Raw genomic sequence first — 14,139 nt, forward strand, 5'->3', positions numbered from 1 at the left:
GGACGGCGGCATGTGCGGCATGGTGGTGGATGCGGTGTGCTGTCGGGACTGGATGGGGCGTATCGCCGGGGGGCTTGGCCCGGCTCGACCGGTACTGTCGGTCCGGCCTGCCTGGCCGCCTTCGTGGGGGACGGCGGCATGTGCGGCATGGTGGTGGATGCGGTGTGCTGTCGGGACTGGATGGGGCGTATCGCCGGGGGGCTTGGCCCGGCTCGACCGGTACTGCCGGTCCGGCCCGCCTGGCCGCCTTCGTGGGGGACGGCGGCATGTGCGGCATGGTGGTGGATGCGGTGTGCTGTCGGGACTGGATGGGGCGCATCGCCGGGGGGCTTGGCCCGGCTCGACCGGTACCGCCGGGACGGCGTGCGGCGGCAGGAGCGGGTGCGGGGCCGCGGGGGCGGCCTGGGTGCCGCTGCTCGTCGCCGTCGGGGTGGGCGACCACGACGCCACCGGCGACCTTCCGGCCCGGGACGGCACCGGGGCGCTCCACCGGCTCGCGGAGGAGGTGAACCGTGCTCGCCGGCGAGGCCACGCACCGTCGCCGAGGAGGGGGGCGAAGCCCCCGAAGGCGGACGTTTGCGGTGCTGGGGCCCCCCTTTGCAGCCGCAGCGGTTACGGTGCTGACGTACGTGATCGACAGGGGGAGGGACGAGATGCCCGGAACCGTGCTGCTGCTGGCGGCCTCGCCGGTGGGCAAGGGGCGCCTGGTCGACGCCGCGTCCGTGCTTCCCGTCCTGGCCGCCGTACCGCCCGGCGTGCTGGCCGGTACGGACACCGCGAACGTCGTCGAACTCGCCGACCCGCTGGAGCCGCAGGCCGTCCTCACCCGGCTGCGCGCCGCCGCGGCGGCCCCCGGCCCGCTGACCGTGTACGTCACCGGCCAGCTCCAGCTCGACCGCCGCCAGCGCCTGCCCCACCTGGCGCTGGCCCGCACCACCGCGTCCACCGCCCGCTACACCGCCTTCCCCTGGCACTGGTTCCGGGACGAACTGCGCCTCAGGCCGGCCGGCGCGACGACCCTCCTGCTCGACCTGCACGCGGACGCCGAGACCTGGGAGCTGCTGCGCGGCACCCCGCTGGACTCGGGCCGCGGCAACGCCGTGCACGGCCGCATCGCGCCCCCGCCGTCCAGACGCACGGTCGCGGCACCGGCGTACATGAAGGCCGTCGCGACGATCCTGCGCAGCGGGTTCCGGCCGCCGCTGGAGCAGTTGCACCAGCAGGCACTGGCCCGGATCGCACCGGAGAGCGCGGGCACGGACCTCGTGCTGAGCACCCCGGGCCCCGCGGCCGGTGACCCGCACGCCGCCATCACCGCCGCCGTCCAGTCAGGCCGCCACTCGGACGCCGACGCGCTCGCCGCCCGGCACGAGCAGGCGGCCGTCGCCGCTTACGGGCCGGCTTCCGAGGAGGCCCTGCACTGGGCGGAGGTCCGGGCCGACCTGGCGATGTTCGCCGGGGACGCGGGCCGCAGCTGTCACACCTGGCTGACGGTGGCGACCGTCCGCCTGAACGCCGGTCAGGCGCCGGACGCGCCCGCCGTCGAGGCCGCCGTCGACCGGGCCCACCACCAGTGGGGCCAGATCCGCGACCCCGCCCGAGCCCGCGAACTGGGCGCGGCGCTCGCCGAGTTGCGCGGCCGGGTCCCCGGGCGCCGCGAGGGGGCGCTCGACCATGTGCAGCGCCAGCTACGGCAGTTGCAGACCCCGGCCTGAACCGCGTGCGCCGTGTGCGCCTGGCGTGAAGGGGGCGTGTAATCGCTTGCCCAGGTCGCGTCACAGGTCTGCCGCCGAGGCCTCACCCGGTGTCATGATGTCGGGATGACAGAGGGGGACGAAGTGGCTGTCTTAGGCGTGCGCGTCCGGCTGGGCGCCGGCGGGACCGTGGACGATGTCAGAGCCCTGAAGACGTGGCTGGAGCGGGAAGAGCCACTCGCGGAACTGCTCTCCGAGAAGAAGCTGACCATAGAGGCGCAGACCAGCACGGACGGGACGAAGGGGCGGCTGGGGCCCGACCTCGAACTCGTCCTCAAAGTGCTCGGTGACGTCGTCACGATCGCGGCACTGACCGAGTACACCGCACGCGCGGTGAAGACCTGGACGAACAACCGCCGCAGGCTCCAGGGCGGCGATCCCCAGCCACAGATCCGCCCGCTGGACACCGACGGGGAGTAGACCGGTGACTCGCTTCGACCCGCGCGGCGAAGTGAACCGGGCGCTGCTGGTCGGTGTGTCCGAGTACGACCACACGGCACCGGATCCCCAGGGCGTCACCGGCCAGCTCCCCGCCGTGCGGCACAACCGGAGGACACTCGAGGACGCGCTGCACCGGGGCAACGTGTTCGGTGCGCACGAGGTGCGGGCGCTGGCCTCGCCGACGCCGGACGAGTTCACGGGGGCACTGCGCCGCGCCTGCCAGGACGCCAGGGGACTGCTGCTGCTCTACTTCGCCGGGCACGCCGTCACCTCCACCTCCGGCAACGAGCTGCACCTGCAGATGCGTACCGCCCGGGTGCTCACGGGCGACGGGCTGCCCGGCTCGGTGAGTTTCACCGAGGTGCTGGGCGAACTCGTCGAGAGCCGCGCCCGGCAGGTGGTGGTGATCCTCGACTGCTGCTACGCGGGCAACGCCGCGGGAATCTGGCACCGCTTCGACGATCCGAAGCGGAAGAAGCACAAGGTCCTGCTGCTGATGAGCGTGCAGCCCAACCGCTGCATCCTGGGCGGGGACGCCGACGCCCCGACGCCGTTCACCCGGGAACTCGTGCACGTCCTCGACGAGGGCGGGCAGGCCTGGCTCTCCGAGCTGTACGCCCGGGTGAAGCAGCGGATGGAGGAGGCGAAGTACAAGGCGGAGGACGACGACCCGCAGCGGCCGCAGGCACTGGCTCCCCCCTGGGACCCGGACACGGACGTGCTGCTGGCGGCGGGCCCGGTGATCAAGCGTCGGCAGGACCCCCCGGTCAGCCCCTGGGTCCTCTTGCTCCGGCGCACGATCGCCCGTGCCCGCAAGGCCCTCGAACGGTTCGGCCGCACCGGCCTGGCGATGGTGCTGGCGCTGCTCGCCACCGGCGCCGGCGGCTACGGCGTCCTGGTCCTGACCGGCGATTCCGGTCCGTGCAGCCCGGCGCTGGAGCTGCGTCTGCTCGTCGACCCCGATCTGGAGCAGTCGATGAAGGCGGCCGCGGACGCGTACGTCGCCTCGGACGCCAACACCACGGATGACGGCTGCCGGCGCAGCGGCGTCACCGTCTACAGCGCGGGCGCCGCCGGTGTGGTGACCGCGCTGGGCAAGCGGACCGACGCCTGGCAGCAGCCGCGCGACGACGACAACCCGCAGCGGGACATCGGCCCGCAGCCGGACGTGTGGATCCCCGGCACCCGCGCGGACGTCCGCCGGGTCACCGCGGCCTACCAGGACCGCGTCTTCGCCCGGCTGGAGCCGGACCCGCGGCCGTTCGCGTACTCGCCGGTCGTGCTGGCCGTCCCGGAGGGCCTGGAGGACGCCGTCGAGCGCACCGGGCAGTCGCTGTCGCAGCTGGTCACCGACCTCGAAAACGCGCCCGGCGAAGCAGAAGTGCACCGCCCCGACCCGGAGTTCGCCGACGCGGCGCTGCTGGCGACGACGGGCCTGTACCGCGGCGGAGCCGAAGCGCGCAGCGCGGAGCGGCGCCTCACTCAGTCCGGCCGGCCCGAGCCCTCCGCCGCCGGGCTGCTGTGCACGCTGCCCGACGTCGACGCCGTGGACGACCGCAGCGCGGCCCTGGTACCGGAGTTCCTGCTGCGCAGTGGCGTCGGCTGCCACCCGGCCACGCGCGCCCATCGTTCCGCCGCCTACCCCGACGACGTCCCCGGTCTGGAGCCGACGTTCGTGCGGGTGCGCTGGGAGGACGGCGAGCGGGACGCCGACGCGCGCGACGCCGAGGTGGCCCGCTTCCGCTCCTGGCTGACCGGCGACGAGGGCCGGCGGGTGTTCGGCGAGCAGGGCTTCAGGTCCGCGCACGGCGAGCGGCGCCTGCTCGATGCGAAGTCGGCCCCCGAGGGGCTGATCGACGAGGTCCGGCCGGCGGACTCCGCCGACCCGTCGGAGCTGGCCAAGGCGCTGGAGCGCTACGGCAACGCGCACGGCCCCGGCCGGGTCCTGTTCCTCCTGGACAGCTCCGGCTCGATGGCCGGCCTGTGGGACGGGCCCAGCGGCGGTCCCGGCATCATCGAGCAGACCCTGACCGGGCTCGGCGGGGAGGACGAGTACGGGGTGTGGGCCGTGCACGGCCTCAAGGCAGGCCGTACGCACAGCGACCTCCTGGGCTTCGGCACGCACGACCGCCCGGACGCCGAGCGGGCCCTGGACGCCGCCCGGGTGCGGAACGCGGAAGCCGATCCGTCCGCCGCCCTGCTGGACGCCATGGCGTTCATGCGGGAGCGCGCCGCCGGCGACGAGCGGCCGCAGCTGATCGTGTACCTCACCGACGGCGAGGACGACAACCGCCTGACCGGCGACGGACTGGAGAAGGTGGTCGACCGGGCCCGGACCGCCGGCGTGCCCGTGGCCATGGTGACCCTGAACAGCGGGGCCTGCGACCGGGACCGCCCCGGCACGCGGATCGCGGAGGCCGGCCGGGGCCGCTGCCTGGACGCCGGGGACGACCTCGTGCCCGCCCTGCGCGACGAGGTCGCCCGCACCGGAACGGGGGAGGAATGATGGCCCGACGCCTGAGAGCCGCCGCGCTGTCCCTGCTGTCGCTGCTGACGCTCGCGGCCTGCACGAGCGGTGGCGTGCAGCAGCAGCAGCCGCCGGGTGCCGACACCTCCCCCCGGATCGTGCTGGCCAGCGGCCAGGACGTCACCGGCAAGAACGGCATACGCCAGCAGCTCATCGACGCCTGGAACGCCCAGGAGGGCGAAGGCGGCTACCGGGCCCGCCTGGTGGAGCTGCCCGGCTCGGCCGACCAGCAGCGCAGCCAGCTGATCGGCGCCCTGCAGTCCGGCAGCGCCGAGTACGACGTGGTGAACCTGGACGTGACCTGGATCCCGGAGTTCGCCGACGCGGGCCTGATCCGCCCGCTGGGCGACACGGCCGTCAAGGACCCCGAGGACCTCATCCCGTCCGTGGACAGCACCGCGTACTGGGACGGCAAGCGGTACGCGGTCCCCTTCAACAGCGACGCCGGCCTGCTGTACTACCGCAAGGACCACCTGATGAAGGCCGGTACCTCCCGGACCGACCTCGACGAGAACGTCACCTGGGACGAACTCCGGGAACTGCTCGTCCCCCTCGACAGAGCCGAGATCAAGGGCCACGAGGCGGTGTGGACCACCCAGCTCGCCGCCTACGAGGGCCGTACGGTCAACGCGATCGAGGCCTTCGCCTCGGCCGAAGAGGGCTTTCGGCTGACCGACGACGACGGCGACTACGTCGCGACCGAGGAGCAGTTGACGGCGGGGGTGACCGAACTGCGCAAGCGCACGGAGCCGCCGTACCTCCTGGAGGGGGCCGCCGAGTCCCGCGAGGCCGAATCGCTCAGCGCCTTCGCCGAGGGCCGCACCACGTTCCTGCGGCACTGGCCGTACGTCTACCCCACCCTGCACGAGACCTTCGGGGCCGACCTCGGGGTGGCCCGGCTGCCCGGCACGTCCGTCCTCGGTGGCCAGAACCTGGCCGTCACCTCGTCCACCTCCGAGCAGCGCGCCGCGAAAGCCGCCGAACTGATCGCGTTCCTCACCGACCCCGACAGCGAACGCTGCCTGCTGCGCGCCGGGTTCGCCGCGACCCGCACCTCGGCCTACCGTGAGCCCGGCACCGCCCCGGAATGCGGGCACGCCCCCGCGTACGCCGAGGGCCCCTCGGCGTCGCCCGGCGGCGAGAACACCGCCCGCCTGGCCCCCGACCGGATGGCCGACGGCACCAGCTACTCCCGCGACATCCTGCTCCCGGCCCTGCGCGAGGCGGTACACCGCCCCCGCACTCCGCTCTACGGAGCGGTGACCCACACCATCACCACCGAACTCGACGCCCTGTACGGCCCGCCGAAAGGGCCGGGCGGAAGCCGGCCCGGTGACGCGGAGGTGGCGAAAAGCCTTGACGAGGCGTTGAGAGCGATTTTGCCCGGTTGAATCAACTTGCCCCATGACCGATGCGCTGGGGCGCGGTCCTCGGGATCGGCAGCGGCGCGGCGGGCCGCGATGATCGCGTCCTACAAGAGGAGAGCGGCGGTGGTGGCGGCACCGGTGTCGCACCCGCCGACCCGACCGTGAAGGTGGGGTACCGCGACATCAAGATGAAGGGCGTGACGTACAAGTGCACGGCGACCGGGGACTGACCGGCCGGCGCGGCCCGGGCCATGGAGAACGCCTGCTGTTCTCCCTGGCGCTGGTCGTGGTGAGCCTGCTGTGGATGACGCGTGACATGGCCACGTGGGCGACGGCGACCTGCGCGGTCGGTGCCGCCGGTGGGGCGGTCGGGATGTGTTGTTTCGGCTGGCGTTATATGCGCTCCCGCGAGAATTCGCAGTAGCTGAATCCGGTGGGTGAACTCGCTTGGCTTGCTGGATTCACCCACCGAATTCGCGGGCTGCGTCAGCGCGTGAAGACGAAGTACTTCCATGCGCCGTACGTCGTCGTGTTGACGTTGTCGCCCGACTTCGTGTCGATGTAGGACGAGCGGATGCGGAAACGCGGGCCGACGGGCGGCGTGCCGTCGAGCGTCACCGCGTCATTGCCGTAGCGGTCCAGGGCGAAGTAGTCCGTGGTCATGGTGCGCCACGCGCCGTCCGAGTACTGCTGAACCCGGAGCTGGTGCTTGCGGCCCGGGTACATCGACATCGTCGTGTTGTGGACCGGGTCCTTGGACTTCCGGAAGTAGTAGTACTTCTGCTTCCAGGCGGTCGCCGACTTGTAGTAGCCGCTCAGGGACGTCGAGATCTTGACCTTGGTGTAGGCCGAGTTGGTGACGGTCTTCGGCGCGTACCGCGTGTCCCCCGTGAACGTCGCGCTGACCTTCGTGTCACGGGTCAGGTGGACCGTCGCCGACAGGTCGCCGGCCGAGTCGACCTTGCCCTTCTTCACCAGCGTCTTCGGCTTGTCGGAGCCGTACGGGTCGGCCCAGATCTCGACCGTGCGGTTCTTGTACGTCGTGCCGAGGTGCGCCGTGAAGGTGACGTCACGGCCGTAGCCGTACACCTTGCCGTTGTTGTCCAGCGTCAGCGTGGTCGCCGTCTTCGTCACGGTCGTCGACGCCGAGGCCGTGGCGCCCGCGTGGTCGGCGTCACCCGCGTACGTGACCGTGTACGTCACCTTGCCACCGGCCGGCGGCTTGTCCGTGAAGGAGTACGAGCCGTCGGCGGCGACCGTCGCCGTGCCGAGCGGCTTGCCGGAGGGGGACTCGTCGTCGGTGCGGGTGACGGAGACCTTCGTGCCGGCCGGGAACGCCGCCGGCGAGGACAGCGTGCCGGTGAGGGTTAGGGACTTGGCGCGGGTGGCCGTGGCGGGGGCGGTCGCCGTGAGGGTCGTGGACGCCTTGGCGGGGGCGTCGAGGACCCGCAGTGAATAGACGTTGTCGTCGTTCTGCGAGATCGCGAACAGCCTGCTCGCGTCCGGCGCCCAGGCCAGGCCCGCCGACGCCAGGGTGTCGGCGCCGCTGCTGGTGCCGGTGTTGGGGAAGTCGTACTGCTTCAGCGGTATCGAGGTGCCCGGCTTGAAGACATGGACGTCCGGGTCGTACCAGGAGAACGTGCCCGCCGCGACGTCGCCGTTGGGGGCGATGTCCACCGCGTTGGGGTACGTGTTGGTGACGTACTTGCCGTCCGCCGACAGGTCCGTGAGCTTGTAGACCGGCTGGTAGTACGGGGCGCCGCTGGCCGTGACGACGTCCTTGCCGTCCGGCGTGACCGCGAGGTCCTGGAGGTTGCCGCCGCCCGTGTCGCCCGGGTCGCGTGCGTACGCGGTACGGGTCGCCGTGCCGGAGGAGACGTCGTACACGGCGAGCTCGACCGGGCTCTGGCCCGGCGAACCCGCGACGAGCGTGCCCGGGGCGCCCTGGGAGGCGTCCAGGATCGGTGCCTCGTAGAAGGTGCGGCTGGTGTCCTGGCCCAGGGTGACGCCCGAGCCGGCGGCGCTCGGGTCGAGCGAGCCGATGTTGCCCTCGCCACCGTCGCCGTAGCTGAACCACAGCCTGCCGCCCGCCAGGGCCACGTACGCCGGGCCGCCGCCCTGGCCCGTGGACCAGCGGCGGGTCTCGGTGGCCTTCGCCGTGTCGATCGCGACGACCGCGTCCCCGTCGTGCAGGGCCGCGTACAGCGTGCCCGAGTCGGGCGACAGCTCCAGGCCCTGGACGCCGGGCAGCGAGCCGACGGTGGCGACGACCTTGCCCGCGTAGTCGGTGACGACGACCTGGCCGGCCGTCGGATCGCTGATGAAGACGCGCTGGTGGACCCCGTCGACGACGATGTCGCCGGTCGACTTCACGGGCAGGAGCGCGCTGGAGTCGGCCGCCGCCGACCCGGCACCGGCCGCGACGAGCGTGACCGAGCCGAAGAGGACCGCGAGCGCCGTCGCGGTCGAGAGAGTGCGTCTGTGCACGGTTTTCGAACCCCCCGGTACGAAAGTGATCAGCAGGAAGAAGCGATCAGCCCGTGCAGGCTAGAACACCCCACTGACACACGGGAACCGGATATCAAGGCGTTGGCTTGAAGGGGTAGTCGGGGCGTGACGGCACCGTCGCGTCAGCGGCTGTCCGCGACCGTCCGGGGGCCCTGCTGGGGCTCCTCGGCTCTCGCCGGCCCCGCGTTCGCCGCCAGCAGTAGGGTCGCGACAGCGACGACGGCCGCGGCGAAACCTCTGGCGTACCGCTCGGCGGTGCGTGTGCGTTCGAGCACGGCGACCTCGCAACTGGGGCGGTGGCTGTGACAGCAGCGTGTTAAGCACGTTTAACTCTCGGTTTAACCTAGGGGCTGTCCGAGCCGAACGGCAAGAGGGGCAGGGGGAGTCGGCGTGGGGGAGCGTGACGATCCGGGGACCATCGGGCGCCGGGTGCAGCGATTGCGTGTCGAGCAGGGGCTGACCCAGCGGCAGTTGGCGGAACCCGTGTACACCCCCGCCTACATCTCCACCCTGGAGTCGGGCCGGGTGCGGCCCTCCGACGACGCCCTGCGGCATCTCGCCGGACGGCTCGGCGTCGCCTTCGACGAACTCGCCACCGGCCGTTCGGCCCGGCGCGTGACCGAGCTGCGGCTGCGGCTGACCGAGGCCCAGCGCGTCTTCGCCGTCGGTGAGGCCGAGGCGGCGGCGGAGCAGTACGCCGGGTTGCTCGTCGAGGCCGAGACGCAGGGGCTGGTGAGGGAACAGGCCGCCGCGCTGCTCGGGCTCGGCGAGTGCGCCCTGGAGACGGGCGAGCTCGTGGCGGGGCGGCAGTACTTCGAGCGGGCCGAGGAGTGCCTGGCAGGCGCGCCGCTGCCCGCACGCGTCCCGGCGCTGCGCGGGCGGGCCGTCGCGCACTATCTCGCCGGTGAACTCCGGTACGCCGTGTACCTGCTGGAGAGCACCCTCGACGAGCTGAATCGCGGCGGGCTGCACGATCCCGACGCGCTCCTGCTGCTGTACGCCAGCGCCATCGGGCCCTACATGGACATGGGCGCGCACGCCCGCGCCGCCCAGGCCGCCGAGTACGCCCTGGCGCTCGCCCCGCAATCCGGCGACCCGGCCCTGGTCGCGCGCATGCACCGGTCGGTCGCCCGCACCCTGGTCGCCGAGGGCCGTCTCGCCGAGGCCGACGCCTCGCTGGCCAAGGCAGCCGAGCTGTACCGGGGCCTGCAGATCCGCACCGAACTCGCCAACTGCCACTGGATGCGCGGCTACGTCTACGCGCAGGACGGCCAACTGGAGCGGGCGGAGAGCGAGTTGCGGGAGGCCCTCAGCATGCTGTCGGCCCAGCGCGCCGCGCTCTACAGCAGCCAGGTCGCCGTCGAGCTGGCCGACGTGCTGCACCGGCGCGGCAAGTCCGACGAGGCGGCGGCCCTGCTGCACGGTGTCCTCGACGACCTGTCCTCCGAGCGCGGCGCCGTCCACTCCGCCGCCGCGCACCGCCTCCTCGGCATCATCGCCGAGGACGCCCGCCGCACCGAGGACGCCGAGGAGCACTACGTCCGCGCCCTGAGCCTGCTGGAGCGGGCCGGCGCCGCGGGTGACCTGGCCGACGTGTGCCGCCTGCTGGGCGACCTGCTGCGCCGCACCGGGCGGGTGGAGGCCGCGCTGGACGCCTACCGGACGGGTCTCGGGCACCGTACGGCTCCCGGCACGACGACCCTGGGGCCCGCGCCCGCGCAGCCTCCGCTGTGAGGACACACGGGCCTCGCGCGCTCGTGCGGGTTAGCCTCCTCCCGGGACGCGAACGACCGGGGCGGGGCACGTGGAGAACCAACGGACAGTGGCCGACGGCATACGGCTGGGCCTGCGGGCCCTCGTGTACGCCGTCCTCGGCGGCGCCGCGCTGATCGCCATCGTGACGGTGGTGTCGGTACTCGGGCCGATGCTGGCGCTCGACCTGTACACCCCGCCGGTCGCGGCCTGGTGGACGGTGTTCACCGCGATCACCGTCCAGGGCGTGCCCTTCCTGCTGCTGGGCACGGTCGTGTCGGCGGCGATCGGCGCGTTCGTGCCCCAGCGGGTGTTCCAGCGGTTGCTGCCCCGCCGTACGGCCCTCGCCGTGCCGGTCGCGGGTGCGGCCGGGGTCGTGCTGCCCGGGTGCGAGTGCGCGTCCGTGCCGGTGGCGGGCAGCCTGATGCGGCGGGGTGTCGCCCCGGCGGCCGCCCTCGCCTTCCTGCTGTCCGCGCCCGCGATCAACCCCGTCGTCCTGGTGGCGACCTCCATCGCCTTCCCGGGGCAACCCGGGATGGTCCTCGGCCGGCTGGCCGCCTCGCTCGGCACGGCCGTGGTGATGGGCTGGCTGTGGGCGCGGTTCGGGCGGGAGGAGTGGCTGCGGCTGCCGAAGCGGGACACCGCGCACGGGCCGGAGGGCGGGCCGCGGGCCTTCGTCTCCGGTCTCCAGCACGACTTCCTGCACGCGGGCGGCTTCCTCGTGCTCGGCGCGGCTGCCGCGGCGACCTTCGCCAGCGTCGTACCGAGCTCGCTGCTGGGGGTGTTCACCGGGTCGGCCTGGCTGTCGGTGCTGCTGCTGGCCGTCCTGGCGGTCGTGCTGTGCGTGTGCAGTGAGGCCGACGCGTTCGTGGCGGCGTCGCTGAGCGGCTTCTCGCCCACCGCGCGGCTGGCGTTCATGGTGGTCGGGCCGATGGTCGACCTGAAACTGATCGCGCTGCAGACCGGCACGTTCGGCCGGTCCTTCGCGCTGCGGTTCTCCTCCGTGACCTGGCTGGTGGCCGTCGCCGGCAGCGTTCTGGTGGGGTGGTGGCTGCTGTGAGGCGGTACGGACCGGCCGTCCTGCTCGCGCTCGTCGGCGCGGCGATCCTGCGGGTGTCGCTCTTCAGCGACCTGTACCTGCGGTACGTGCAGCCCGCGCTGCGGCCGTATCTGGTGGTGTCGGGCGTGGTGCTCCTGCTGCTGGGCGTGGCGGTGGGGGTGCTGGTGCGGACTGCCGATGACGGGGAGGCGCAGGAGGACCTCGGGGCCCCCGCCGGGCACACCCACGCCCCCGCCGGCCCCCGCGTCGCCTGGTTCCTCACCCTCCCCGCCCTGGCCTTGCTGCTGTTCCCGCCCCCCGCCCTCGGCTCCTACAGCGCGCAGCGCGAGGCCGGCCGGCGTGCGGAGCGGGGCGTCGGCACCTTCCCGGCGCTGCCGGCCGGGAACCCGGTCGACCTCACCCTCGGGGAGTTCGGCTCCCGGGCGGTCTACGACAGCGACCGTTCCCTGACGGGACGCACGGTCCGGCTCACCGGCTTCGTCACCCGCGACGCCGACGGCACCTGGTACGTCACCCGCCTCATGGTCTCCTGCTGCGCCGCCGACGCCGGCTCGGCCAGGGCCGAGGTGCGCGGTGCCGCCGCCCCGCCCGTCGACACCTGGGTCACGGTCACCGGCACCTGGCACCCGGAGGGCGAGCCCGGCTCGGACGCCGCCTGGCCGCCGGCCCTCGACGCCACCTCCGTACAGCGGATACGGCAGCCGGACAACCCGTACGAGAAGCGCTGAGAAGCGCCGAGGGCCGGGCAGGGGCGGTGGCCCGGCGCCCGGGTTTCGCCCCACCCCCGACGGGTAGTCGGGCGACGACTCCGGGAAGGCTCGGTGCATGATCCGGGCGGGCGCCCGGTTCGGGTGCTGTGAGGCACCGGGCACGGCACCGGGTCGGCCGCTGAAGTCGGCCGGCCGGGCGGTAGCCGTACGCGACGGCCGCGCGGCCGTCGCGCCGCGGGTCGTCCCGGGCGGGTGGTTGTGCTCCGGCCCACTTCGCGTCCGCGGCAGGGCGCCCGGAAGAGCGTCGATGGTGAAGGCCGGTGATGAAGGAGGCGGTGATCGTGCGGCCCAGGGACGATCCCCGAGGAGTTCCCGGCGGCGACCCCGGTCCGCGTCGCACCGGGGGCGGCGACCTGGACTTGGACGGGATCCGGGCCGCCGATGTGATCGCCAGGGGTGTGCGCGGCGTTGAGCCCTCGAAGGTCCCGCGCCGGCTGTGCGAAGTGGCGGTGGAGCTGCTGCCGGTGACCGGCGCGAGCGTGTCGCTGCGCAGCGAGGGCATGCCCGTCCAGCTCAGCGCCAGCAGCGAGCGGGCCGCGCGCCTGGCGCAGCTGCAGGCCACGCTGGGCGACGGCCCCTGCCAGAGCGTGCTGGAGGAGGGGGCGCCCGTCTTCGCCTGCGATCTGACGACCGGCCGGGACGCGGGCCGCTGGCCGGTCTTCGCGCAGCAGGCGACGGAGGCCGGGGTACGGGCGGTGTACGCGGTGCCGCTGGGCAGCGACGCGGTGTGCGTGGGCACCCTCGACCTGTACCGCGACAGCCCCGGCGTGCTCACCGACCGTCAGTTGCACGTGGCCCGGCTGGTGGCCGGTGTCATGACGGTGGCCCTGATGGCACTGCCCCGCGAGTCCGAGGCCGAGCCGCGGGACGCGGAGCCCTGGCTGAGCGGGCTGGCCGCGGACCACGACGAGGTCTACCAGGCCGTCGGCATGATCATGGCGCAGCTCGGCGTCGGTGCCGACGACGCGCTGGCGCGGCTGCGCGGGGACGCCTTCGCGCGCGGCATCACGGCCGTCGACGTGGCCCGCGACGTGATCGCCCACCGCAGGCGTTTCGAGCGGTAGACCCGCTGCCGACCCACCGCCGGTTCAGATCTGTGCCCGCCCCTGCTTGGTGATCTCGGTCAGGCGCTGCGCCCCGAGTTCCACCGTCTGCTGCGTGACCTCCTCGTACACCTCGTCGAGGCCCGCGTTGGTGAGCGTGATCGCCTCCTCCCCGACGCGCACGGCCGCGAGGTCCATCGTCAGGTACGTCAGCTCCCCCTCCTCCGTCTCCCCGGCCAGGGTGACCCGCAGGGCCTGCCGGGCGTCCCCCACCGGCGGCAGCGGCAGGTCGCCGACCTGGACGGTCTGGACACCCCCGCGCGTGGTCGCCGCCGTGAACTCGCCGCACTTTCCCGGCAGCGACTTCAGCCAGGCCAGGGTGCGGTCGACGTCCGCCGGGGGATGCGCGGCGACCTGGTAGCGCACCTGGGCGTCGGTGTCGGCGTCGTCGAACGCGGCCGTCGCCCGCGGCCCGGCCGGGGTCCCGAAGAGTTCCTCCGTGTAGAGGGCGTCGAGCAGCCGCTGGCAGTCGCCGTCCTCCGTGGTCGCCTTGAGCAGCCCGTCCCGCCACGTCCTGGCACCCCGGGTCGGCCCCCAGGGCTCGCCCAGGTCGGCGTCGGTGATCAGCGCCGCCCGGGCCTGGGCCTCGGTGAGTCCGGCCCCGGAGCTCGCGGGCCGCTCGACGGCGGGTGACGCGCCGGTGTCGGTCGGGGAGGCGGAGAACCACCGTGGCCGCGGCTCGTCCTGGAGGGAGCAGGCGGCCGTGGCCAGCAGAGCGGTCACGGACAGCGCGCAGGCGAGGAGGGCGCGGGCACCTGGGCCACGTCGGCCGGCCGGAGGGTGGGGCATCGGAGGGCCTCCTGCGGGAGTTCATGGAGGTGCCTCCCGGCGGGGCGGGCTCTCCAAGATCGGGTACG

The 14,139-nt window shown here is 73.5% G+C and carries 13 protein-coding genes; 10 read left to right on the forward strand and 3 right to left on the reverse strand.

Annotated elements, in window-relative coordinates:
- Window positions 1-653 precede the first annotated feature (653 nt).
- From ACIBL4_RS25385 to ACIBL4_RS25410, 6 genes are all read left to right on the forward strand, one after another.
- Complete coding sequence (locus ACIBL4_RS25385; protein ID WP_399413823.1) at window positions 654-1,715, forward strand: hypothetical protein; 1,062 nt, start codon at window positions 654-656, stop codon at window positions 1,713-1,715.
- Window positions 1,716-1,838: 123 nt separating this feature from the next.
- The gene (locus ACIBL4_RS25390; protein ID WP_399413825.1) at window positions 1,839-2,174 is read left to right on the forward strand and encodes a hypothetical protein; all 336 of its coding nucleotides are present in this window, start codon (window positions 1,839-1,841) and stop codon (window positions 2,172-2,174) included.
- Window positions 2,175-2,178: 4 nt separating this feature from the next.
- A complete protein-coding gene (locus ACIBL4_RS25395) occupies window positions 2,179-4,701 on the forward strand; it encodes a caspase family protein (RefSeq protein ID WP_399413827.1) in 2,523 nt (840 codons plus the stop codon).
- The gene (locus ACIBL4_RS25400) at window positions 4,701-6,113 is read left to right on the forward strand and encodes an extracellular solute-binding protein (protein ID WP_399413829.1); all 1,413 of its coding nucleotides are present in this window, start codon (window positions 4,701-4,703) and stop codon (window positions 6,111-6,113) included. The genes ACIBL4_RS25395 and ACIBL4_RS25400 overlap by 1 nt, the downstream gene beginning before the upstream one ends.
- A gap of 20 nt (window positions 6,114-6,133) precedes the next feature.
- Window positions 6,134-6,319 (forward strand): hypothetical protein, encoded by a 186-nt coding sequence (locus tag ACIBL4_RS25405; protein WP_399413831.1) that lies wholly within the window; start codon window positions 6,134-6,136, stop codon window positions 6,317-6,319.
- Window positions 6,298-6,513 carry a hypothetical protein gene (locus ACIBL4_RS25410; RefSeq protein WP_399413833.1) on the forward strand — a complete coding sequence of 72 codons (216 nt, stop codon included), beginning with the start codon at window positions 6,298-6,300 and terminating at the stop codon, window positions 6,511-6,513. The genes ACIBL4_RS25405 and ACIBL4_RS25410 overlap by 22 nt, the downstream gene beginning before the upstream one ends.
- A gap of 62 nt (window positions 6,514-6,575) precedes the next feature.
- Here ACIBL4_RS25410 and ACIBL4_RS25415 read toward each other — a convergent pair whose 3' ends face one another.
- Both ACIBL4_RS25415 and ACIBL4_RS25420 read right to left on the reverse strand, forming a co-directional pair.
- Window positions 6,576-8,576 (reverse strand): Ig-like domain repeat protein, encoded by a 2,001-nt coding sequence (locus tag ACIBL4_RS25415; protein ID WP_399413835.1) that lies wholly within the window; start codon window positions 8,574-8,576, stop codon window positions 6,576-6,578.
- Between the two features lie 143 nt (window positions 8,577-8,719).
- Window positions 8,720-8,872 carry a hypothetical protein gene (locus ACIBL4_RS25420; protein ID WP_020277587.1) on the reverse strand — a complete coding sequence of 51 codons (153 nt, stop codon included), beginning with the start codon at window positions 8,870-8,872 and terminating at the stop codon, window positions 8,720-8,722.
- Between the two features lie 115 nt (window positions 8,873-8,987).
- On the opposite strand from ACIBL4_RS25420, the gene ACIBL4_RS25425 reads away from it, so the two are divergent.
- The 4 genes from ACIBL4_RS25425 to ACIBL4_RS25440 all read left to right on the forward strand — a co-directional run bounded on the left by ACIBL4_RS25425 (window position 8,988) and on the right by ACIBL4_RS25440 (window position 13,243).
- Window positions 8,988-10,331, forward strand: coding sequence for a tetratricopeptide repeat protein (locus ACIBL4_RS25425; RefSeq protein WP_399413838.1), 1,344 nt, complete (start codon window positions 8,988-8,990; stop codon window positions 10,329-10,331).
- Window positions 10,332-10,419: 88 nt separating this feature from the next.
- Window positions 10,420-11,409: a permease gene (locus tag ACIBL4_RS25430; protein WP_399413840.1), complete on the forward strand. Its 990-nt coding sequence runs from the start codon at window positions 10,420-10,422 to the stop codon at window positions 11,407-11,409.
- On the forward strand, window positions 11,406-12,137 hold the full coding sequence (locus ACIBL4_RS25435) for a TIGR03943 family putative permease subunit (RefSeq protein ID WP_399414148.1): 732 nt from the start codon (window positions 11,406-11,408) through the stop codon (window positions 12,135-12,137). Before ACIBL4_RS25430 ends, ACIBL4_RS25435 begins: the two co-directional genes overlap by 4 nt.
- Before the next feature lie 305 nt (window positions 12,138-12,442).
- The gene (locus tag ACIBL4_RS25440) at window positions 12,443-13,243 is read left to right on the forward strand and encodes a GAF and ANTAR domain-containing protein (RefSeq protein WP_399413842.1); all 801 of its coding nucleotides are present in this window, start codon (window positions 12,443-12,445) and stop codon (window positions 13,241-13,243) included.
- Window positions 13,244-13,267: 24 nt separating this feature from the next.
- On the opposite strand, the gene ACIBL4_RS25445 is transcribed toward ACIBL4_RS25440, so the two are convergent.
- The gene (locus ACIBL4_RS25445) at window positions 13,268-14,071 is read right to left on the reverse strand and encodes a hypothetical protein (protein WP_399413844.1); all 804 of its coding nucleotides are present in this window, start codon (window positions 14,069-14,071) and stop codon (window positions 13,268-13,270) included.
- Window positions 14,072-14,139 lie beyond the last annotated feature (68 nt).

This window comes from Streptomyces sp. NPDC050416, from assembly GCF_044458845.1.
Classification (GTDB): Bacteria; Actinomycetota; Actinomycetes; order Streptomycetales; family Streptomycetaceae; genus Streptomyces.

Excerpts from the sequence above, each read along its gene's own strand:
- ACIBL4_RS25385 (WP_399413823.1), top strand. The coding sequence starts at position 654 with ATGCCCGGAACCGTGCTGCTGCTGGCGGCCTCGCCGGTGGGCAAGGGG.
- ACIBL4_RS25400 (WP_399413829.1), top strand. The coding sequence starts at position 4,701 with ATGGCCCGACGCCTGAGAGCCGCCGCGCTGTCCCTGCTGTCGCTGCTG.
- ACIBL4_RS25405 (WP_399413831.1), top strand. The coding sequence starts at position 6,134 with ATGCGCTGGGGCGCGGTCCTCGGGATCGGCAGCGGCGCGGCGGGCCGC.
- ACIBL4_RS25440 (WP_399413842.1), top strand. The coding sequence starts at position 12,443 with ATGAAGGAGGCGGTGATCGTGCGGCCCAGGGACGATCCCCGAGGAGTT.
- ACIBL4_RS25445 (WP_399413844.1), bottom strand. The coding sequence starts at position 14,071 with ATGCCCCACCCTCCGGCCGGCCGACGTGGCCCAGGTGCCCGCGCCCTC.